Origin of the sequence: Curtobacterium sp. MCBA15_009 (assembly GCF_001864895.1) — a bacterium.
Taxonomy (GTDB): Bacteria; Actinomycetota; Actinomycetes; order Actinomycetales; family Microbacteriaceae; genus Curtobacterium.
The window spans coordinates 56,257-76,365 of sequence record NZ_MJGO01000039.1 but is presented as its reverse complement, the minus strand read 5'-3'; the positions used below and the strand labels follow the sequence as shown (position 1 = coordinate 76,365).

Here is a 20,109-nt window from a genome sequence, read left to right as displayed (position 1 = left end):
TTCGTTCGTGGGGGCAGGACCGGAACAGCATACTCACCGGGCCCGATGGCGGGACCGCCGCGTGCACGACAGTCGTCGGGTACCCCCGACCGGGGGTGATTCAGGACGAACCAACCCTCAACCTTGACTTTCGAGTTACCGTTGTCGCAACCCGGACCCTTGTCAACTCCCTCAGGACGGCCCGTCAGCATGCTCCACGCATCCAGGCCGATCGCTGCGTTCGCGGTGGTCGGTGCACTCAGTCTCCTCGTGGCCGGTTGTTCCGGCGGCGACGACGCCTCGCCGACCCCCTCGGCGTCGCGCTCCACCAGCGCCACGGCCACGCCGACCTCGACGGCGACGAGCGGGGGAGCGGTCGACCCCTCCGACGCCGCCTCGGCGCCGAGCGACGACGCGTCGGACGGTGGCGACGCCTCGGACGACGACACCCCCGGGCCCTTCCCCGGCAGCGGGGCGACGAACGAGCCGGACACCGACCCGTCGGACTTCCCGGCCACGGCCGTCGTGACCTACGCCGGCTGGGACACCGGGTCGAAGACGCTGCAGGCCGGCGGCCTCGTCTCCGGCACCACCGACACGTCCGGCACGTGCCGCTTCACCGCCACGAAGGGCGGTGTCACCCGCACCGCGACGAGCGCGGCGGAGGCGAGCGCGTCCTCGGTGAACTGCGCACAGGTCGCGTTCCCCGCGTCCCAGGTCGCCAGCGGCACCTGGTCCGTCACCCTGACCTACGCCGTCGGCTCCGCGTCGACGGCCTCCGACCCGATGACGGCGGAGGTGCCGTGATGCGTCCCACCCGCTCTCCCCGCCGGGGACTCCGATCCGCCCTGGCCCTCGTGGCCGCGCTCGCCGTGGCGGCGACCGGCATGACGTTCGGCACCGTGCTGTCCGAGGCGACCACGACCGAGCCGGCCTCCGCCGCCGTCGCGTCGCAGTTCGACCCGGGCAACATCATCAGCGACGCCGCCTTCTACAACGGCTCGGCGATGAACGCCGCCGCCGTGCAGTCGTTCCTGAACAGCGTCGCGCCGAGCTGCACGCAGCAGAGCGGTGGCCCGGTCTGCCTGAAGAACTTCTCGCAGAAGGTCAGCACCATCAACGCGGTCTCCGGCCGGTGCAGCGCGATCGCGGGCGGCACGAAGTCCGCCGCGACGATCATCGCCCAGGTCGGCGCCGCGTGCGGCATCAGCCAGAAGGCGCTCCTCGTGCTGCTCGAGAAGGAGCAGGGCATCGTCTCGACCTCGCGGCCGACGAACTGGATGTACCAGCACGCGACCGGGTTCGCCTGCCCGGACACCGCCCCGTGCGACCCGGCGTACCGCGGTTTCGCGCAGCAGGTCTACGCCGCAGGGCTGCAGTTCAAGCGGTACCAGGCCACCCCGACCTCGTGGGCGTACCAGGCGGGCCGGAACAACTCGATCCTGCTCAACCCGAACGCCGCCTGCGGCCGGAAGACCGTCTACATCAAGAACCAGGCCACCGCCGGGCTCTACATCTACACGCCGTACACGCCGAACAGCGCCGCGATGTCGAACCTGTACGGGTCCGGCGACAGCTGCTCGGCGTACGGCAACCGCAACTTCTGGCGCATGTACACCGACTGGTTCGGGTCCTCGAACGGCGGGGGCAACCCCTACGGCAACGTCGACGCGGTCACCGCGAGCTCGACGTCCTCGATCACCGTGACCGGCTGGGCCGTCGACCCGGACACCACGAAGGCGCTGCGCGTCGCGTTCTACGTCGACGGCGCGGGCGCGAAGACGGTCACCGCCGACGTCAAGCGGTCCGACCTCGCGGACACCCTCGGCTCGGGCAACACCGCGCACGGCTTCTCGGCGGAGCTCACCGGACTGTCGGTCGGGGCGCACTCGGTCTGCACTTACGCGATCAACCAGGGCGCCGGGGCGAACACGCTGCTCGGCTGCTACACCCGCACGATCACGAGTGCGGCGCCGAAGGGCACGCTCGACTCCGCCACCGGCGGGCTCGGCACCATCTCGGTGAGCGGCTGGGTCCTCGACCCCGACTCGTCGAAGCCGGCACCGTGGAAGGTCCTGGTCGACGGCGTGAGCAAGGCGAGCGGCACCGCCGACCGCACCCGCACCGACGTCGCGAAGGTGTACCCGGGCGTCGGCAGCACCCTCGGCTTCGCGAAGACCATCGGCGGCATCACCCCGGGCACCCGGGCCGTGACGCTGTACACGATGGACAAGCCCGGGTCGAAGTACGTCAAGGTGGCGTCGAAGTCCGTCGTCGTCTCGGCACCGTCCACCGGCCCGACCGGCAAGACCGGCAGCGTGCGCGGCGCCTACGAGTCCGTGACCGGCGGTGCCGGCACGGCCACCGTGCTCGGCTGGGCGATCGACCCGGACCGCTGGGACCCCGTCAAGTACAAGGTCCACGTCGACGGCGAGAGCACGGACAGCGGCACCGCGAACGCCACCCGCACCGACGTCGAGGCGGAGCACCCGACCTGGGGCTCCGACGTGGGCCTGGCACTCCGGCTCACCGGCCTGAGCGCCGGCACCCACACGGTGCGCGTCTACTTCCAGGACCTGCCGAGCGGCACGTACAAGAGCTTCGGCACGAAGACCGTCAAGGTGACGAGCGCGACGGCCGCCCCGCCGTCCTCCGGCACCACCGGCCCGACCGGCAAGAAGGGCTCCGTCACGGGTGCCTTCGAGTCGGTGACCGGCGGCGTGTACAGCGCGACGGTCAAGGGGTGGGCGATCGACCCCGACGTCTGGGACCCGGTCAAGGTCAAGATGCACCTGGACGGGGTCGCGATCGACCCGGGTGTCGCCAACGCGAAGCGCACCGACGTCGAGGCGGTGCACCCCGGCTGGGGCAGCGACGTCGGGCTGTCCCGGACCCTCACGGGCCTGACGGCGGGCACGCACACCCTGCGCGTCTACTACCAGGACCTGCCGAGCGGCACCTACAAGAGCTTCGGGACCAAGACCTTCACGGTGATCGACCCGCCGTCGACCGGCAAGACCGGCGGCACCGGGCCGGTCACGGGCGCCTTCGAGTCGGTGACCGGCGGCACCGGCACGATCACGGTGCAGGGCTGGGCCGTCGACCCGGACGTCTGGGACCCGGTGAAGTACAAGATGCACCTGGACGGCGTCGCGGTCGCCCCCGGAACCGCGAACGCGACCCGGACGGACGTCGAGCGCAGCTACCCGAACTGGGGTTCGGACGTCGGGCTCTCCCGCAAGCTCACCGGCCTGGCGAAGGGCACGCACACCGTGCGCGTCTACTTCCAGGACCTGCCGAGCGGGACCTACAAGAGCTTCGGCACGAAGACCGTCACCGTGCGGTAGACGGTCACCGACGACGGACGGGAGGCACGGTGCCAGCTGGCACCGTGCCTCCCGTCCGTTGCGTGGGTGCGTCCACCGGACCCGCTCCCGTGCCCGCCCGGGGTGCACGGAGCGCCGGGTGTCAGCGGCGCGCGCGCCGCGCCATGAGACCGAGCCCGTGCAGGACGCGGTACTCCGGCGACCGGGTCAGGCCGTGGAACCGTGCCGCGATCTGGTCGCGCTCCGCCTCGGCGACCTGCCGTGCCGTGTCGTGGGCGCCGACCTTCTGCTCCGAGACGATGAGCCGCTCGTTGATGTCGTGCACGCCGGCCAGGTGGACGTCGCGGTCGTGCTCGGTCCGACGCAGGAGCTCGCGCTGCTCGGTCGCCCAGCGCAGGAAGGCGCTCCGCTCGCCGCTCCGGCCCGATGCGGCGGCGACGGCGGCGTCGAGCGACGGGCCGACCTGCTCGGCACGGCTGCGGAACGAGTGCCGCTCGACGACGACGGCCCGGAGCCGTTCCACCAGGGCGGTGCGCTCCTCGCGCGGCATCGCGAGTGCACGCTCGAGCGACGCGGCGTCGTCGAAGACCGGCACCTCGGCGAGTCCGAGCTCGTCGAGGCCCAGCGCGCAGTCGGTGACGGGCAGCGCGCCGCACGCCAGCGACTCGTACAGCCGCGAGTTGAGCGTGCCGTAGGCGGCGGCCGGGGCGATGACGTCGTCGACGACGAACCCGGCGGCGCGGTACACCTCGGGCAGCGAGAAGTACGAGACCATCGGGCGGAGCTCGACACCCGGCGAGGGCTCGACGTGGTCGACGTTGGCGGCGTACCAGATGATCGGCTCGGGCGGGGCGACCTCGGCGAGGACGTCCTGCACCCGGCGGCGGACGCCCCAGAAGTTCACCGTGGTGACCGCGCGGTCGGTCCGGGCGGCGTCGGCCGCGGCGACGGGGTCGACGTCGGCCGGCTCGGCGTGGGCGTGCGGCCGGTCGGTGGTGAACAGGTCGAGGTCGACACCGATCGGCACGACCTCCACCGTCGTGGCGACGTGCGGGGCGATCGCGTCGCGGGCGATCGTGGACGACGTCCACACGGCGTCGAACTCGTCGAGGTAGGGCAGCGCCGCCCACTTCTCGGTCCAGTTGCGGACCCAGGCCACCAGGGCGGTGCCGGCCGGCACGTACCCGGGCACGAACGACTCGATCATCACGACGACGGCCGCGGTGTCGACGGGGACCTCGTCGCCCCAGCGCTCGAGCGGCCACATCGCGACGCCCCAGCCCTCGGCACGCAGGGCTCGGGCCAGGCCGAGTGCCACGAACAGGTCGCCCTTGCCCTCGGCGGGGTCGGCGGTCGACACGGCGAAGCGGACGGTGCCGCGTGGACCCTCGGCGTGCGTGCCGGCCGCGATGGCGGCGTAGTCCTCGTGCAGGACGGAGGGCAGGGGGGTGCTCGGGATGGCGGCAGTCACGCCCGCCATTCTGCACGAACCGGCGGCGGCCACCGGGGAGCGGCCGGGCGCGCCTTGTAGGGTGTCATCGGCCGCGGCACCCCGCGACCGAGCCACCGATCCGCGCCCCCGCGCGGCAGCTGCTGGAGGAACCCGCGTGACAGAGCGCAAGCCGGGAGTCGTGTCCGTCGTCCTCGTGAACTACAAGGGCACCGACGACACCCTGACGAGCATCGCGGAACTCCGCAAGCAGGACTGGCCGCAGGACAAGCTCGAGGTCATCGTCGTCGAGAACGGCTCCGGGCCGGAGCACCTCGGGCGGCTGCAGGCCTCGACCCTCGACTTCACGCTGGTCGACGCCGGTGCCAACCTCGGCTTCACCGGCGGCTGCAACCTCGGCGTCGCGAAGTCCTCGGGTGAGATCGTCGCGTTCCTCAACAACGACGCCCGGCCCGACACCGGCTGGGTGCGCGAGGCGATGGCGACGTTCGCCTCCGGCGCCGACATCGGAGCCGTCGCGTCGAAGGTCCTCGACTGGGAGGGCGTCAACGTCGACTTCACCGAGGCCGCGATGACCTGGTACGGCATGGGCTACAAGCCCTTCGCTGGGTCGCCGGACACCGGCCGGTGGGAGAGCGAGACCGACGTGCTGTTCGGCACCGGCGCCGCGATGTTCGTCCGCGCCGAGCTCTTCGAGCAGCTCGACGGCTTCGACGACCGCTACTTCATGTTCTACGAGGACGTCGACCTCGGCTGGCGGCTCAACCTGCTCGGCTGGCGCTTCCGCTACCAGCCGAAGTCCGTCGCGTTCCACAAGCACCACGCATCGATGAACAAGTTCGGCGACTTCCGCGAGACGTACCTGCTCGAGCGGAACGCCCTCTTCACGCTCTACAAGAACCTCGGCGACGAGCAGCTCTCCGCCGCCCTGCCCGGCTCGCTCGCACTCGCCGTCCGCCGGGCCGTCGGCCGCGGCGAGCTCGACTCCACCTCGCTCGACCTGCGGAACCCCGGGGACGACAGCGTCCCCACCGTCCCGGTGCCGAAGACGAGCATGGCGGGCATCTACGGCGTCGACCAGTTCGTCGAGCAGCTGCCGTCGATGACCGAGTCCCGCCGGCAGATCCAGGCGACCCGCGTCCGCACCGACCGTGAGCTCCTCCGCCTGTTCGGCAACCGCGACGAGCCCGCGTACCCGATCGAGAACTACCTGGCCGGGTACGACAAGATCGTGCACTCCCTCGGCGTGCTCGAGGTCGGCACCCGTCGCCGCGTGCTCATCATCACCGGCGACTCGATCGGCGCGAAGATGGCCGGCCCGGCGATCCGTGCGACGCAGATGGCGAAGCAGCTCGCGTCCGAGCACGACGTCCGCGTCGTCAGCCTCACCCGCTCGTCGCAGATCGACCCCTCGTACGAGGTCGTCACCGTGCCGCACCGCCACCCGCGCCAGATGGTCGAGCACGAGGGCTGGGCCGACGTCATCATCGTGCAGGGCCACGCGCTCCGGCTGTTCCCGGTGCTCGAGTCGACGAGCAAGATCCTGGTCGTCGACGTGTACGACCCGCTCCACCTCGAGCAGCTCGAGCAGGGCCGCAGCGACGACGTCGACAAGTGGAACCGCCAGATCCTCGACGCCTCGGACACGCTGAACCACCAGCTCGAGCTCGGCGACTACTTCATCTGCGCCTCGGAACGGCAGCGGATGTTCTGGCTCGGCCAGCTCGCCGGCTCCGGCCGCGTCAACGCCCGCACCTACTCCCGCGACGCCGACCTGCGCTCGCTCATCGGCGTCGTGCCGTTCGGGCTGTCCTCGACCCCGCCGGTGCACGACCAGCAGCGGGTCAAGGGCGTCGTGCCGGGCATCGGCAAGAACGACAAGCTCGTCGTCTGGGGCGGGGGGATCTACGACTGGTTCGACCCGATCACCCTGGTCCGCTCGATCGCGCAGCTCGCCGAGCGCCGTCCGTCGGTCAAGCTCTTCTTCATGGGCGTGCAGCACCCGAACCCCGACGTCCCCGAGATGGACATCGTGGCGAAGGTCCGCGCCGAGGCCGACGCGCTCGGCCTGACCGGCAAGCACGTGTTCTTCAACGACCAGTGGATCCCGTACGAGGAGCGCGGCGCCTACCTGCTCGAGGCCGACGCCGGCGTCTCGACGCACTACGAGCACCTCGAGACCACGTTCTCGTTCCGCACCCGCATCCTCGACTACCTGTGGGCGCGCCTGCCGATCGTGACGACCGCGGGCGACTCCTTCGGCGACCTCGTCGCCGAGGAGAAGCTCGGCATCGCGGTGCACGAGCAGGACGTCGACGGCCTCGCCGCGGCGCTCGAGACGGCCCTGTTCGACAAGAAGGCCCGCGCGACCTTCATCGGCAACGTCGACCGGGTGCGTGAGCAGTTCACGTGGGAGAACGTCCTCGCACCGCTCGTCGACTTCTGCCGGAACCCCGTCCGTGCCGCGGACAAGACCGTCCGCGACACGACGTCCTCGATCCAGCCGCACACCATGCGCGTCCGGGTGCCCGAGCGCAAGAAGCTCTCCGGCGTCCGCTACGACGTCGGCCGCGCGGTGCACTACCTGCGCACCGAGGGCCCGCGCAGCGTCGCGGGGAAGATCAAGCGGCGCCTCGACAACCGGTGAGCCCGACCGACGCCTCGGCGCTCGTCATCGTCCCGACGTACGACGAGGCCGAGAACGTCCGCGCGATCACGTCGGCCGTGTTGGCGGCGTCGCCAGGGGTGCACGTCCTGGTCGTCGACGACGGCAGCCCGGACGGCACCGGCGACATCGTCCGCGCGATCGCCGCCGAGGACGACCGCGTGCACCTGCTGCAGCGCTCCGGCAAGCTCGGGCTCGGCACGGCGTACGTCGCCGGGTTCCGCTGGGGACTGGAGCGCGGCTACCCGCTGCTCGTCGAGATGGACGCGGACGGCTCGCACCCGGCCGACCGCTTGCCCGCACTCGTCGACGCGGTCACCGCCTCGGACGACGTCCTGCTCGCGATCGGCTCCCGCTGGGTGCCCGGTGGCTCGGTCGTCGACTGGCCGCTCCGACGCCAGGCCCTCAGCCGGGGCGCGAACACCTACGCGCGCTGGGTCCTCGGCCTCGACGTGCGGGACATCACCGCGGGGTACCGGGTGTACCGCGCCTCGGCGGTCGCCCGGATGGACCTCGACTCGATCGACTCGAAGGGCTACTGCTTCCAGGTCGACATGACCCTGCGTGTGGACGACCTCGGCGGCCGCATCGTCGAGGTCCCGATCCGCTTCCGCGACCGCGTGCACGGCGTCTCGAAGATGAGCCGCTCGATCGTGGTCGAGGCGATGCTCCGCGTCACCCAGTGGGGCGTGCAGCGCCGCCTCGGGCGACGCACCCGTCCCTGAGGCGCACCAGGGCTCGCGTCGCTCGGGAGGCGCGGCTCGGCGCGGTGCCGCCACGGGCCTCCCGTCCGGCGGCGGGCGCCCACCGCGTCGCTTGGTGAGCAGAAAAGGTCGGGTCCGGTGCGTTGAGGCGACGTCTTCTGCTCACGAAGTGCGCGTCGGGCACGTTTGTCGGTTCGGACGGGAGGCTCGGCGCGGTGCCGCCACGGGCCTCCCGTCCGGCGGCGGGCGGCCACCGCGTCGCTGAGTGAGCAGAAAAGGTCGCGTCCGGTGCGTTGAGGCGACCTTTTCTGCTCACGATGCGCGCGTCCGGAACGCATGTCGGGTCGGACGGGAGGTGCGGCGCGGTGCCGCCACGGGCCTCCGGCCCGGCGGCGGGCGCCCACCGCGTCGTTGAGTGAGCAGAAACGGTCGGGTCCGGCGCGTGGAGGCGACATCTTCTGCTCACGAAGCGCCCCCGCGCCCGCGCCGCGCCGCCCGCGCCGCGCGCGCCCGCGCCGCCCCGCCGCGCCCTACACGCGCGGCAGGTGCCGGCGCCAGGAGCGGCGCCGGGCGGCGATGACGAGCACCGTCACGAAGACCATCAGCCCCGCGCCGTGCAGCAGGTAGCTCTCGGCCGTGCTCGTCACCGCGAGCAGCACGAGGACCGCGGCGGGCCACACGTACGCCACCCCGGGGAAGGTCGTCGCCGTCACCCAGGCCCGGGCGAACGCGAGCAGGGCCGTCACCGCGAGGATGATCGTGCCCGCGAGCCCGATCTGCAGCCAGGCGTCGACGAAGGCGTTGAGGCCCGAGGTGAACCGGGCGCCGGCGGGGTCGATGAAGGTGACGTAGGGGACGACCGCCTCGTTCGGCCAGGTGCCGACCCAGCCCCAGCCCTGGATCGGGTACTGAGCGACGAACACCCGGATCTGCGACCACAGGTCGACGCGGGTTGCGGTGCCGCCGGCGGCGCCGATCTCGGCGAGCAGGCGGCCGCGTGCGAGGACCGCGAGCACGAGGGCGAGCAGGACCGCGGCTCCGAGCACGCCGTTCACCACGGGGCGGGTCGCCGGGCGCGCGTGCCGGAGGGACCAGAGCGCGAGCGCCGTGACCGCGAGGGCGATCATGGCGAGGCCGGTGATGGGGGACTGCACGAGCATGAGGGCGATGACGGCGAGCGCGGTCGACCCGATCGCCCGCCACACGGTCACCGATCGGGTGAGGAACTCGACGACGAAGGTGACGAGTGCCATCGCGGCGATGAAGCCCATGAAGTTGCGGGTGCCACCGATGCCCTGGATCGGGCCGCCGTAGGCGATGTCCCCGCGGATGCCGAACGCGGGGAACGGGACGTCGAGCACGAGGCCGGCCAGGACCTCGAGGCCGAGGGCCGTGACGAGCAGGATCCGGAACGCGTCGCCCGACGCGCGGATCACCTGCACCAGGTCGCGTCCGAGCGCCAGGTAGAGCCCGAGCCCGATGAAGCCCACCGTCTCGGCGAAGCCGCGCAGGGCGACCCAGGAGTACTCGCTCCAGAGGACGCTCAGTGCGCAGTAGCCGACGAAGGCCAGCAGCGACAGGGGGAGCACGCCGTGCCACTCGATCCGGTAGCGCTGCCCGAGCAGGCTCAGCCCGGCGAGCACGAACAGCGTGACGAGCACGGCCCAGGTCCCGGCACGGCCGACCAGGGCCTGCACGGTGGGCTGTCCGAACCCGAACAGCACGATGACCGTCGCGAGCGCCTGGCTGAACCGGCCACCCGCGGAGAACCCGATCCAGGCCGACAGGTAGCGGCGCCCGAGCACGCGTCTGTTCACCCGGCCGTCCGTCACGCGTCCATCTTGGCGCACGTCCGTGTGACGAGTCGCCAGGGTGCCGTTCCACTGCCTCTATCGACGATGCGCGATCAGGACCTACCCTCGCCCGATGGACCGCGTGCGCAGGGCCGTCGGGGCGCCGCTGGCAGCGGTCGTCGTCGGCCTGCTCGCCACCGCGCTGGCCTGGCACCGGCTCGGTCCGGTGACCCGGGGCACGGTGTGGGCCGAGGACGGGGGCGTCTTCCTGCGGGAGCGCGTCGCCCTCGGACCGGTCGACACGCTCCTGCACCCGTACGCCGGGTACGTCCACCTGGTGCCTCGGCTCGTGGTCGACCTCGGGTACGCGCTGCCCGCGGTCCGGTACGCCCAGGTCGTGTCGCTGGCGAGCTGCCTGGTGGTCGGCGGCGTCTGCGCGCTCGTGCTCGTCCTGTCGCGGGACGTCGTGCGCCCCTGGCCGTTCCGGCTGGTGCTCGCCGCCGTGCCGGTCGTGCTCCCGCTCGCGCCCGTCGAGACCAGCGGGAACGCCGCGAACCTGCACTGGTACGCGCTCGTCCTGGTGCCGTGGGTGTTCGCGCACCGCAGCCGCACCACGAGGGGAGCGGTCGCGCTCGCCGCGGTGGCCGCCGCCGCGGTGCTCACCGAGCCGCAGGCGGTGCTGTTCGCGCCGCTGCTGCTGCTCGGCTGGTCGTCCCGGCGGGGGAGCGCGCGGGCGCTCCCCGTCACCGTCGCGACCGTGGCGGCCGCGACGGTGCAGGTGGTCACCGCCGTCACCCACCCGCGGACGGTCGTGCCGGGTGCGCCCGCGGTGCGCGACGTGCTGGCCGGGTACCTGCTCCGTCCGGTCGCGGGGGCGTGGGACCCGCACCTCGGTCGCGTCCTGACGGCGGTCGTCGAGCGCGGGTGGTGGGTCCTGCTCGTCCCCGTCGCCGCGCTCGCGCTCGTGCTGGTAGCGGCCGTCGTGGCCGCGCCGCTGCGGGCGCGCTGCGTCGTGGTCGCCTTCGCGGTGGGTTCCGGCGTCGTGTGGACCGCCGCCGGGCTCGCGAACGGCGGCGCCGGGCGGCACTGGGCGCGGCCGGTTGCGTCGATGGCCGCGATCGCCCCGCAGCGTTACGACGCGGCCGCCGGCCTGCTGCTGGTGAGCGCGGCCGTGGTCGCCGCCGCCGTGCTCGCCGACCCCGACCACTGGTCGCCCCCGGCACGTCGGACGGGAGGCCCGGGTCGCCTCCTCGGGGCACTGGCCGCCTGGACCGTGGTCACCCTGGTCGTCGCGTCCGCCGTGCTGCACGTCGCTCCCGACGCCACTCGGCGCAGCGGCGGACCGGTGTGGGCCGCGCAGATGCCCGCCGCAGCCGAGCAGTGTCGGGTGGACCCGTCGACCGAGGTCGTGCGCGTGCGGACGGCTCCGTGGTCGGCGCCGGTCCCGTGTGCCTGGCTGTCGCGCTGACGGACGGGGAACGGGGCGCGCCGCGTCGGGGTCAGCGCGTCGCGGTCCAGCGGAACTCGCGCCGGGCGGGCGGGGTGCGCGGTCCGTCGCCGGTGGACAGCGGTTCCTCGCCGACGAGCACGATGCGGCTCTTGATCGCCAGCAGGGCGAAGAGCACCCAGTTGCCCTGGTAGAGCAGTCGTGACTCGGCGACCGACTGCACCAGGAGCGCGACGACCACCAGGAGCGGCAGCAGCGACACCGGGTCGAAGGTGCGCGGCCGGAGCGCGGCGTCGTACCCGATGCGGGTCGCCGACGCCCACGAGCGGGAGAGCGTGGTGAGGACGTACACCGCGAACAGGAGCAGGCCGATGATCCCGGTCTGCATCCAGACGTCGAGGTACGCGTCGTGCGCCTGCAGGTAGGTGACGCCCTTCCGGTGCGCCAGGTCGGCCAGGGTCGGGATGCCCGGCCACCAGTAGCCGATCCAGCCCCAGCCGACGACGGGGTGCTGGTCGATCAGGCCGAGCACCTTCACCCAGATCTCGCCGCGCCCCGTCGCGTCGGAGCCCTTGCCGAGCAGCTCGGACACCGGGCCGCGCAGCACCGCCGCGGCGACGGCCGCGGCGACCGCGACGACCGCGAGCACGAGGTACCGGGGTGTGCGCCGCTCGGTCGGCACCCGGCGGATCCAGAGCGCGGCCAGTGCCACGACGACGACGACCACGGCCGCGGCGACGACCGTCGAGGACCGGGTCAGCACGAACACGAGCGCGGCCAGGGCGAGCCAGCCGACGGCACGGTTGCGGCGCATCCGGCCCTCGGCGAACTGCACGGCGACGACGACCGCCACCAGGAGCGCGACCATCGCGAGCAGGTTCGCGTTGCCGGGGAGGCCCTGGATGCGCCCCCCGGTGAACAGCTCGGCGCGCGAGAAGTAGAAGGCGTCCGGGATGTCCGCGTCGCCGTAGTCGGTCCAGATCGGGGCGATCGGGTGCCGCACGACCACCGCGACGACGGCCTCGAAGACCAGGGAGAGCAGCAGCACCCACCGCAGCGCGAGGCCGATCGCGTCCCCGATCCGCCGCCAGGTGAGCGTGGAGGCGATGGCGAACGCGACGGCGGCGCAGATCACCTGCACGACCAGGCTCGAGATCGTCGCGAACCGCCAGTGCGACCAGACCAGCGAGACCAGGCACCAGGCGAGGAACGCCCAGAGCGCCCACGGCGTGCGCACGATCGGCGGGCGGGCCCGGACCAGGATCGTGCCGCCCCACGCCGCGACGAGCGCCCAGAGCACACCCGCGCCGACCCAGGTCAGGGTGTTCGGCACCGCGTCGCCCGCGAACAGCACGAAGAGGGTGGTCGCCCCGAAGGCGAACGCCTCGCGCTCCGGTACGGTCCCGCGTGCGAGCGGCCAGGTGTTCGTCACGTCGCCAGGGTACCGGCCGGGCCCGGCCGCGTGGGTCCCCGGACGGCGCCGGTAGGCTCGCGGCATGTTCCTCGGCATCACCAACACGCCCCGCGACTACGCCTGGGGCTCGGTCACCGCCATCCCCGAGTTCCTCGGCCGGACCGTCACCGGAGCGCCGCAGGCGGAGCTCTGGCTCGGCGCCCACGCCGGCAGCCCGAGCGTCGTCGTGAACCCGGCCATGGTCGGCGGCGCCGACACGCTCCGCGACTGGATCGCCGCCGAACCGGAGACCGCCCTCGGGTCGGACCGCACCGGTCTGCCGTTCCTGCTCAAGGTGCTCGCCGCCGCGGCGCCCCTGTCGCTGCAGGCGCACCCGACGCCCGAGCAGGCCGAGGAGGGCTTCGCGCGCGAGGAGCGCGACGGCGTCCCCCTGGACGACCCGGCCCGGAACTACAAGGACCCGTTCCCGAAGCCCGAGCTCGTCGTGGCGCTCAGCGACCGGTTCGAGGCGCTGAGCGGCTTCCGCCCGGTCGAGGACACCCTGGCCGAGGTCCGGGTGCTCGACGCCGGCACCGGTCGGCTCGGGCCGCTCGAGGTGCACCTGATGCACGGCCTCGAGGACACCGTGCGCTGGCTCGAGACCGCCGACGACTCGGCGCTCGCCGTCGTGCAGGCCGTCAGCGACCTGGCCGCCGCCCTCGACGACGACCTGCTCACCCCGAACACCGCGACCGTCCGCGACCTCGCGGCGAGCTGGCCGGGGGACCCCGGCATCGTCGTCTCGCTCCTCATGCACCGCGTGACGCTCACCGCCGGGCAGTCGATGTACCTGCCCGCCGGGAACATCCACGCCTACCTCGACGGCCTCGGCATCGAGCTGATGGCGCCGTCCGACAACGTCCTGCGCGGGGGCCTGACGCCGAAGCACGTCGACGTGCCGGAACTGCTCCGCGTGCTCGACTTCACGGCGTACCCGGCACCGCTGCTCGAGCCGGAGCACCTGGCGGCCGGCGTCGACCGGTTCGCGCCCGAGGGCGTCGGCTTCGCGCTGGTCCGGGTGACCGGCGACGGCCGACCGGTCGGGCTGAGCACCGGCGGGGTCGCACCGCTGCGCGGCCCGTCCATCGCGATCTGCACCGAGGGCGTCGTGACGCTCGTCGGGGCGACCTCGGCCACGCTGCTGCGCAAGGGGGAGTCCTGCTTCGTCACCCCGGACGAGGGCGACGTCACGGTCGAGGCCGACTCGTCCGGCGGGGTGACCTCGACGGTGTTCATCGCGACCGGGGCGTGACGGCCACGCGCCACCGGGGCGTGACCGTCGTCCGCTAGCGTGGCGGACATGAGTTGGCTGGTCACCGGCGGTGCCGGGTACATCGGGTCCCACGTCGTCCGCGCGCTCGGCGCTGCGGGCCTCGACACCGTCGCGTTCGACGACCTGTCGAGCGGTTTCCGCTCGTTCGTCGCCGAGGACGTCCCCTTCGTCGAGGGCACCATCCTCGACGGCGAGCTGCTCGGTCGGACGATCCGCGAGCACGGCGTCACCGGCGTCGTGCACGTGGCCGGCTACAAGTACGCCGGCGTCTCGGTGCAGCGCCCGCTGCACACCTACGAGCAGAACGTGACCGGGACGGCGACCCTCCTGCGCGCGATGGCCGACAACGACGTCACGAAGGTCGTGTTCTCGTCGAGCGCGGCGGTGTACGGCACCCCGGACGTCGACGTCGTCGTGGAGTCCACCCCGAAGGCCCCGGAGTCGCCCTACGGCGAGTCGAAGCTCATCGGCGAGTGGCTGCTGCGCGACATGGAGGTCGCCGCCGGCTTCACCACCACCTCGCTCCGGTACTTCAACGTCGTCGGCTCCGGCGAACCGGACCTGTACGACGCCAGCCCGCACAACCTGTTCCCCCTGGTGTTCGACGCCCTGCTCGCCGGCCGGACGCCGCGGATCAACGGCGACGACTACGCCACGCCCGACGGCACCTGCGTCCGCGATTACGTGCACGTCGCGGACCTCGCGCACTCCCACGCCGTCGCGGCCCGCAAGCTCGCCGACGGGGAGCCGCTCGAGCGTGCCTACAACCTCGGCAGCGGCGACGGTGTCAGCGTCCGGCAGATCATGGACGCGATGGCGTCGGCGACCGGGATCGCGTTCGAGCCCGAGGTCGCGCCCCGGCGTCCGGGTGACCCGGCCCGCATCGTCGCGACCGGCGAGGCGGCCGCCCGCGACCTCGAGTGGTCGATGCGCCACACGCTCGACGAGATGGTCACGAGCGCGTGGGAAGCCCGCCGCAGCGTCTCCTGACGCGCACCCGAGGGCGCTCGTTGTCCCCCGTCCGTGCCGTCGCAACGCCGCGACACGCCCGTACGGGGGACATGACACGCCGGAGCGGTCAGCACCTTCTATGATCCGCGACTTGACTCCGAGGAATCACACCGGTGTAATTACACCGACGACATCAGTCGTCGTGGTCCCGATTCCGAGACGTCAGGGGTGATCAGGGTGAACGGTTCCGACTTCCACGCCGGAGTTCCGGAGGACTGGCACGTCGACCCCGTCGCGCTCGGCGTGCCCGGGGTCCGTCGTCCGGAGACCGACGACGAGGAGAACCCGCTCGCCTGGCAGGCCGACTCGCTCTGCGCGCAGACCGACCCCGAGGCGTTCTTCCCGGAGAAGGGCGGCTCGACGCGCGAGGCGAAGAAGATCTGCACCTCCTGCGAGGTCCGCAGCCAGTGCCTCGAGTACGCCCTCGAGAACGACGAGCGCTTCGGCATCTGGGGCGGGCTCTCCGAGCGCGAGCGCCGCAAGTTGCGGAAGCGGGCGTAGTCGCGCTCAGGGCGCGAAGCGCCCTGCGACTGCGCCCCTGAGGAGCCTGCGACGAAGGCGCCGGAACCCAGCTCCGACTGCGCCGGTACCCAGCCACCAGGCCGCCGGAACCCAGCCCCGACGCCCCCGCAACCAGCCGTCGACAGGCGTCCTCCCACACGCCGCACTGAACGCCCCCACATCTTCACGCCGCGCCGCCGTCCGCAGGCCGAGCCGAGCCTCCAGACCGTAGAGTGACGCGCGTCATGCAGCCCAGTGTCTCCCAGCCCCGTGTCACCGCGATCCTCGTCGCCGCCGACGGAGCGGACCACCTCGACCGCACGCTGGACGCCCTCGCCACCCAGACCCGGCACCCGGAGAACCTGGTGGTCGTCGACGTCGGCTCGACCGACGGATCGACCGCCGAGCTGTCCTTCGGCGGGTCCGCCCGCCTGCTCCGGATCCCCGCCGGACGCCCGTTCGGCGACGCCGTCCGGGCCGGCGAACGCGAAGCGCCGCCGGCGGTCGCCGACGAGCCGGTCGACGAGTGGATCTGGCTCCTCGGGCACGACAACGCACCCGCACCGACGGCGCTGGCCGACCTGCTCTCCGCGGTCGAGATCGCCCCGTCCGTCGTGGTCGCCGGCCCGAAGCTCGTCGCGCAGGACGACCCGTCGGTGATCCGTTCGCTCGGTGAGGCGACGACCCGCTTCGGCCGGTCGCTCGCGCTCGTGCAGGACGAACTCGACCAGGGACAGCACGACCGGCACACCGACGTCATGGGCGTCGCCGCCGGGGGCATGCTCGTCCGCCGGTCGGTGTGGACCGAGCTCGGCGGGTTCGACCCGGCGCTGCCCGACGTCGACGCCGCCCTCGACTTCTGCATCCGCGTCCGGCTCGCCGGGCACCGCGTCGCCGTCGTCCCGGAGGCCAAGGTCACGAGCGCCGGGCCGGTCGAGGAGTTCGGCCGCCGCCGGGTGTCCGAGGGGCGCCGCGTGCGGATGCACCGCCAGGCCCAGCTGCACCGACGGATGACCTACGCGCCGGCCGGGCTGGTCTGGCTGCACTATTTGACCCTCGTGCCGTTCGCGGTCGGCCGTGCCGTCGGCCACCTGGTCGCGAAGCACCCGGCGGCGGTCACGGCCGAACTCGCCGCCGCCTTCGCCGTGGCCTTCGGCGGCGGGACCGCCCGGGCGCGGAAGAACCTCGCCCGCACGAAGAAGCTCGGCTGGTCGGCCGTCGAACCGCTCCGCGTCAGCTGGAAGCGCGTGCACGAACGGCGGACGACCACGCGCGACGTCGAACTCGCCCGCGTCGAGGACGCGCCCATCGCCCGCGCGTCCTTCCTCGGCGACGGCGGCATCTGGGTGGTGCTCGCCGCGGCCGTCCTGAGCGTCGTGACGCTCTTCCCGCTGCTCGGCTCGCCGGCCCTGACCGGCGGCGGCCTGCTGCCGCTCAGCACGACCGTCGGCCAGCTCTGGGAGAACGTCGGCTACGGCTGGCACTCGCTCGGCACCGGCTTCACCGGTCCGTCCGACCCGTTCGCCGCGGTGCTCGCCGTGCTCGGTTCGATCGTCTTCTGGTCGCCGTCCACCGCGGTCGTGGTCGTCGTGCTGCTCGCCCTCCCGCTGTCGGCGCTCGGCGCCTGGTTCGCGGTCCGCAAGGTCACCACGCGCACCTGGGTGCCGGTGATCGGGGCCGCGCTGTACGCCGTCGCCCCGGCCCTGGTCGGCGCGGTCACCACCGGACACCTCGGCGCGGTCATCGCGCACGTGCTGCTGCCGTGGCTCTTCATCGCCGTGCTCGAGTCGCACCGCTCGTGGGCGTGGGCCTCCGGCGCGTCCCTGCTGTTCGCCGTCGTGGCGGCCTCGGCGCCGTCGCTGCTGCCCGTCCTGCTCGTCGGCTGGCTCGTCGCGCTCGTGGTCGGCTGGCGCCGAGCGCACCGCCGTGCCTTCATCCCGGTGCCGACCGCGGTGCTGTTCCTGCCGCTCGTGCTCGCGCAGGTCGCCCGCGGCAACGTCCTCGCGGTCTTCGCCGACCCCGGCGTGCCCTCGGCGACCCGGGCGCCGTCGGCCCTGCAGCTCACGATCGGCCAGCCGCTGCCGGACTGGAGCGGTTGGCTGCCCGCCACCTCCGGCCTCGCGCTGCTCGCCTCGCTGCTGCCCGTCGTCATGGCGGTCCTGGCGCTGCCGCTCGCCGTCGCCGCGATCGGGGCCGTCCTCGGCCATCGGTGGTCGGTCGCCGGCTCCGCCCTCGTGATGGCGCTCCTCGGCTTCGCGACCGCGTTCGCCGCGACCCACGTGACCGTCACCGGCGTCGGGTCGACGACGACGATCGTCTGGCCGGGCAGCGGCCTGTCCGTCTACTGGCTCGCCCTCGTCGTCGCCGCCTCCATCGGCTTCGACGTGCTGCCGAAGGCCGCCCCGCTCGCCGGGCTCGTCACCACCGTCCTCGCCGGGGTCGCCGTGGCCCCGGCCTTCGCGGCGTTCTACCTCGGCGGCGCGGCCATCCAGCCGACCACGGGCCGCGTGCTCAGCGCCTACGTGAACGCCGAGGCCCAGGCCAACCCCGACGTCGGCACGCTCGTCGTCGAACCGCAGGACGACGGCTCGCTCGCGGTCGCGCTCGAACGCGGCCAGGGTGCCACCCTCGACGACCAGTCGACGCTCGACGCCACGGCACTGCGCCTGAGCGACTCCGGATCGCGGCTGGCGACGCTGGCCGGCAACCTGGCGAGTCGCAGCGGGTACGACCCGCGTCCGGCGCTCCGCGAGCTCGGCGTCAGCTTCGTGCTCCTCGACGACGCCGGGTCCGACCCCGAGGCCCGGGCGGTCCACGACCGTGCCGCCGGCGCGATCGGTCAGAACGCGCTCTTCACGAGCATCGGCGAGACGACGAACGGCCAGCTGTTCCACTACGACGGCGAGGTCGACCGGACGGCCACGGGCTCCGCCGCCGCGCGGGCGACCCACGTGCTGTACCTGGTCGTGCTCGGTGTGGTCTTCGGCGCCGCCGCGCTGCTCGCCGTCCCGACGGCCCCGCGTCGCCGCCGTGCCACCTCGAACGTCATCGAGGCCGAGGAACCCGCGACCACCTTCGACGAGGAGCGTGACGAATGAGCACCACCACCGGCTCCGTCCGTCGCTGGCTGATCCGCGGCACCGCGACCGCCGTCGCCGTGGTGGTCGCGGCGGGCGCCGTGACCGCCGCGCACGCCTACGGCACCTCGTCCGAACCGGCCCGACCGGCGGGCCGGACCGTGCAACCCGTGGCGGCGGACGCCGAACGGGTCTGCGCCGGCAGTGCCCTGCGGCTCTCCGACGCCGCGGGGAACGACGCCACCCGGGCGAGCGCCGTCGGCACACCGACCGTCGCCACCGCGACGACCGGCTCGACCGTCGAACGCTCCTCGCTCGACGCGTCGACGACCGGCGGCAGCGACCCGCAGCTGCTCACCGCCCCCGCCGGGGACCGCACCCCGCAGGTCGCCGGCAGCAGCTACCAGAGCGTCTCGAACGGCGACCTGGTCGGCGCCGGCGCTTCGTCGTGCGACGACCCGTCGCAGTCGACCTGGCTCGTCGGCGGGTCCACCGAGACCGGACGCACCAGCATCATCACGCTGTCGAACCCCACCGACGTCAACGCGACCGTCGACCTGGCGATCTTCGACGGCGACGGCACCGTGAGCGCCCCGGGGACGACGGGGATCGTCGTCGCCCCGAACACGCAGAAGGTCGTCCCGCTGTCCGGCTTCGTCTCCGACCAGGGCTCGACGGTCGTGCACGTGACGTCATCCGGCGGGCAGATCGTCGCGCACATGCAGGAGACCGTCGTCCGCACCCTGACCCCGGGTGGCTACGACGTCGTCTCCGGCGGTGCCGCACCGGCGCGCTCGCAGGTGATCCCCGGCGTCGTGCTCGCCGGTGCCGAGGCCGCCCAGCGCGGTGACGACACCGCGGACGCTGCACCGATCGTGCGCCTGTTCGTGCCTGGTACCCGCGCGGCGCGCGTGACGCTCGGCATCTCGACGGCGGACGGCGGCGGCACCACGGTGAACGCGACCGCCGAACCCGGCGTCGTGACCGACGTCACGCTCGACGACTTCCCGGACGGCCGGTACTCGTTCACGGTGACGAGCACCGAACCCGTCGTCACCGGCGCCCGCACGACGTCCCCGACGGACGGCAACGGCGACGGCAGCGACCTCGGCTGGTTCGCGTCGGCCGAGCCGCTCGGCGACTCGGCGATCACGGCGATCGCCCCGGGAGAGGGCGTGCGCCTCAACCTCGTGAACCCCACCCGCGAGGACCGCACCGTCACGATCCGCTCCGGCGACGAACGCCTCGCGGTGTCGCTGCCGTCAGGTGCGACGTCGACGGTGCCCGTGCAGACGGCGAAGCAGCTCACGCTGTCCGGTGTCGACGGGGTCGTCGCGGGGGTCACCTACCGGGGCACGGACGGCATCGCCGGGTTCCCGGTGCGACCGACCACCGAGGTGTCGAGTCCGGTCCGCGTCTACCCCTGAGTC

Annotated in this window: 13 protein-coding genes; 10 read left to right on the top strand and 3 right to left on the bottom strand. The window is 73.1% G+C overall.

What is annotated here, in order from left to right; all coding sequences use genetic code 11:
* The first annotated feature begins 189 nt into the window (after positions 1 to 189).
* Both BIU97_RS13575 and BIU97_RS13570 read left to right on the top strand, forming a co-directional pair.
* The gene (locus BIU97_RS13575; RefSeq protein ID WP_071297949.1) at positions 190 to 786 is read left to right on the top strand and encodes a hypothetical protein; all 597 of its coding nucleotides are present in this window, start codon (positions 190 to 192) and stop codon (positions 784 to 786) included.
* Entirely contained in the window at positions 786 to 3,326 is a 2,541-nt protein-coding gene (locus tag BIU97_RS13570; RefSeq protein WP_139196044.1) for a hypothetical protein, read from the top strand. Before BIU97_RS13575 ends, BIU97_RS13570 begins: the two co-directional genes overlap by 1 nt.
* A 121-nt stretch (positions 3,327 to 3,447) precedes the next feature.
* Here BIU97_RS13570 and BIU97_RS13565 read toward each other — a convergent pair whose 3' ends face one another.
* Positions 3,448 to 4,776: a glycosyltransferase family protein gene (locus BIU97_RS13565; protein WP_139196406.1), complete on the bottom strand. Its 1,329-nt coding sequence runs from the start codon at positions 4,774 to 4,776 to the stop codon at positions 3,448 to 3,450.
* A gap of 136 nt (positions 4,777 to 4,912) precedes the next feature.
* Between BIU97_RS13565 and BIU97_RS13560 the strand changes: the two genes are divergently transcribed.
* Together BIU97_RS13560 and BIU97_RS13555 are read left to right on the top strand one after the other, a co-directional pair.
* Positions 4,913 to 7,402, top strand: coding sequence for a glycosyltransferase (locus BIU97_RS13560; protein WP_071297947.1), 2,490 nt, complete (start codon positions 4,913 to 4,915; stop codon positions 7,400 to 7,402).
* Positions 7,399 to 8,145 carry a polyprenol monophosphomannose synthase gene (locus tag BIU97_RS13555; protein ID WP_071261685.1) on the top strand — a complete coding sequence of 249 codons (747 nt, stop codon included), beginning with the start codon at positions 7,399 to 7,401 and terminating at the stop codon, positions 8,143 to 8,145. The genes BIU97_RS13560 and BIU97_RS13555 overlap by 4 nt, the downstream gene beginning before the upstream one ends.
* 509 nt (positions 8,146 to 8,654) lie before the next feature.
* Here the strand turns inward: BIU97_RS13555 and BIU97_RS13550 are convergent.
* On the bottom strand, positions 8,655 to 9,956 hold the full coding sequence (locus BIU97_RS13550) for an O-antigen ligase family protein (RefSeq protein ID WP_083404858.1): 1,302 nt from the start codon (positions 9,954 to 9,956) through the stop codon (positions 8,655 to 8,657).
* Positions 9,957 to 10,050: 94 nt separating this feature from the next.
* Here BIU97_RS13550 and BIU97_RS13545 point away from each other — a divergent pair, with 94 nt between their 5' ends.
* Positions 10,051 to 11,385 carry a hypothetical protein gene (locus tag BIU97_RS13545; protein ID WP_071297946.1) on the top strand — a complete coding sequence of 445 codons (1,335 nt, stop codon included), beginning with the start codon at positions 10,051 to 10,053 and terminating at the stop codon, positions 11,383 to 11,385.
* A 31-nt stretch (positions 11,386 to 11,416) separates the two neighbouring features.
* Here BIU97_RS13545 and BIU97_RS13540 read toward each other — a convergent pair whose 3' ends face one another.
* Positions 11,417 to 12,796 (bottom strand): O-antigen ligase family protein, encoded by a 1,380-nt coding sequence (locus tag BIU97_RS13540; RefSeq protein WP_071297945.1) that lies wholly within the window; start codon positions 12,794 to 12,796, stop codon positions 11,417 to 11,419.
* A 64-nt stretch (positions 12,797 to 12,860) separates the two neighbouring features.
* Here BIU97_RS13540 and manA point away from each other — a divergent pair, with 64 nt between their 5' ends.
* The 5 genes from manA (at position 12,861) to BIU97_RS13515 (ending at position 20,106) form a co-directional block, all read left to right on the top strand.
* The gene (gene manA / locus BIU97_RS13535; RefSeq protein ID WP_071261695.1) at positions 12,861 to 14,069 is read left to right on the top strand and encodes a mannose-6-phosphate isomerase, class I; all 1,209 of its coding nucleotides are present in this window, start codon (positions 12,861 to 12,863) and stop codon (positions 14,067 to 14,069) included.
* 48 nt (positions 14,070 to 14,117) lie between these two features.
* Positions 14,118 to 15,080, top strand: coding sequence for a UDP-glucose 4-epimerase GalE (gene galE, locus BIU97_RS13530; protein WP_071261698.1), 963 nt, complete (start codon positions 14,118 to 14,120; stop codon positions 15,078 to 15,080).
* 189 nt (positions 15,081 to 15,269) lie between these two features.
* Positions 15,270 to 15,602: a WhiB family transcriptional regulator gene (locus BIU97_RS13525; protein ID WP_083404860.1), complete on the top strand. Its 333-nt coding sequence runs from the start codon at positions 15,270 to 15,272 to the stop codon at positions 15,600 to 15,602.
* 245 nt (positions 15,603 to 15,847) lie between these two features.
* Complete coding sequence (locus BIU97_RS13520; RefSeq protein ID WP_071298066.1) at positions 15,848 to 18,700, top strand: glycosyltransferase; 2,853 nt, start codon at positions 15,848 to 15,850, stop codon at positions 18,698 to 18,700.
* Positions 18,697 to 20,106, top strand: a complete 1,410-nt coding sequence (locus tag BIU97_RS13515) for a DUF5719 family protein (RefSeq protein ID WP_071261700.1) — start codon at positions 18,697 to 18,699, stop codon at positions 20,104 to 20,106. Before BIU97_RS13520 ends, BIU97_RS13515 begins: the two co-directional genes overlap by 4 nt.
* Positions 20,107 to 20,109: the final 3 nt, after the last annotated feature.

Excerpts from the sequence above, each read along its gene's own strand:
- BIU97_RS13575 (WP_071297949.1), top strand. The coding sequence starts at position 190 with ATGCTCCACGCATCCAGGCCGATCGCTGCGTTCGCGGTGGTCGGTGCA.
- BIU97_RS13570 (WP_139196044.1), top strand. The coding sequence starts at position 786 with ATGCGTCCCACCCGCTCTCCCCGCCGGGGACTCCGATCCGCCCTGGCC.
- BIU97_RS13545 (WP_071297946.1), top strand. The coding sequence starts at position 10,051 with ATGGACCGCGTGCGCAGGGCCGTCGGGGCGCCGCTGGCAGCGGTCGTC.
- manA (WP_071261695.1), top strand. The coding sequence starts at position 12,861 with ATGTTCCTCGGCATCACCAACACGCCCCGCGACTACGCCTGGGGCTCG.
- galE (WP_071261698.1), top strand. The coding sequence starts at position 14,118 with ATGAGTTGGCTGGTCACCGGCGGTGCCGGGTACATCGGGTCCCACGTC.
- BIU97_RS13520 (WP_071298066.1), top strand. The coding sequence starts at position 15,848 with ATGCAGCCCAGTGTCTCCCAGCCCCGTGTCACCGCGATCCTCGTCGCC.
- BIU97_RS13515 (WP_071261700.1), top strand. The coding sequence starts at position 18,697 with ATGAGCACCACCACCGGCTCCGTCCGTCGCTGGCTGATCCGCGGCACC.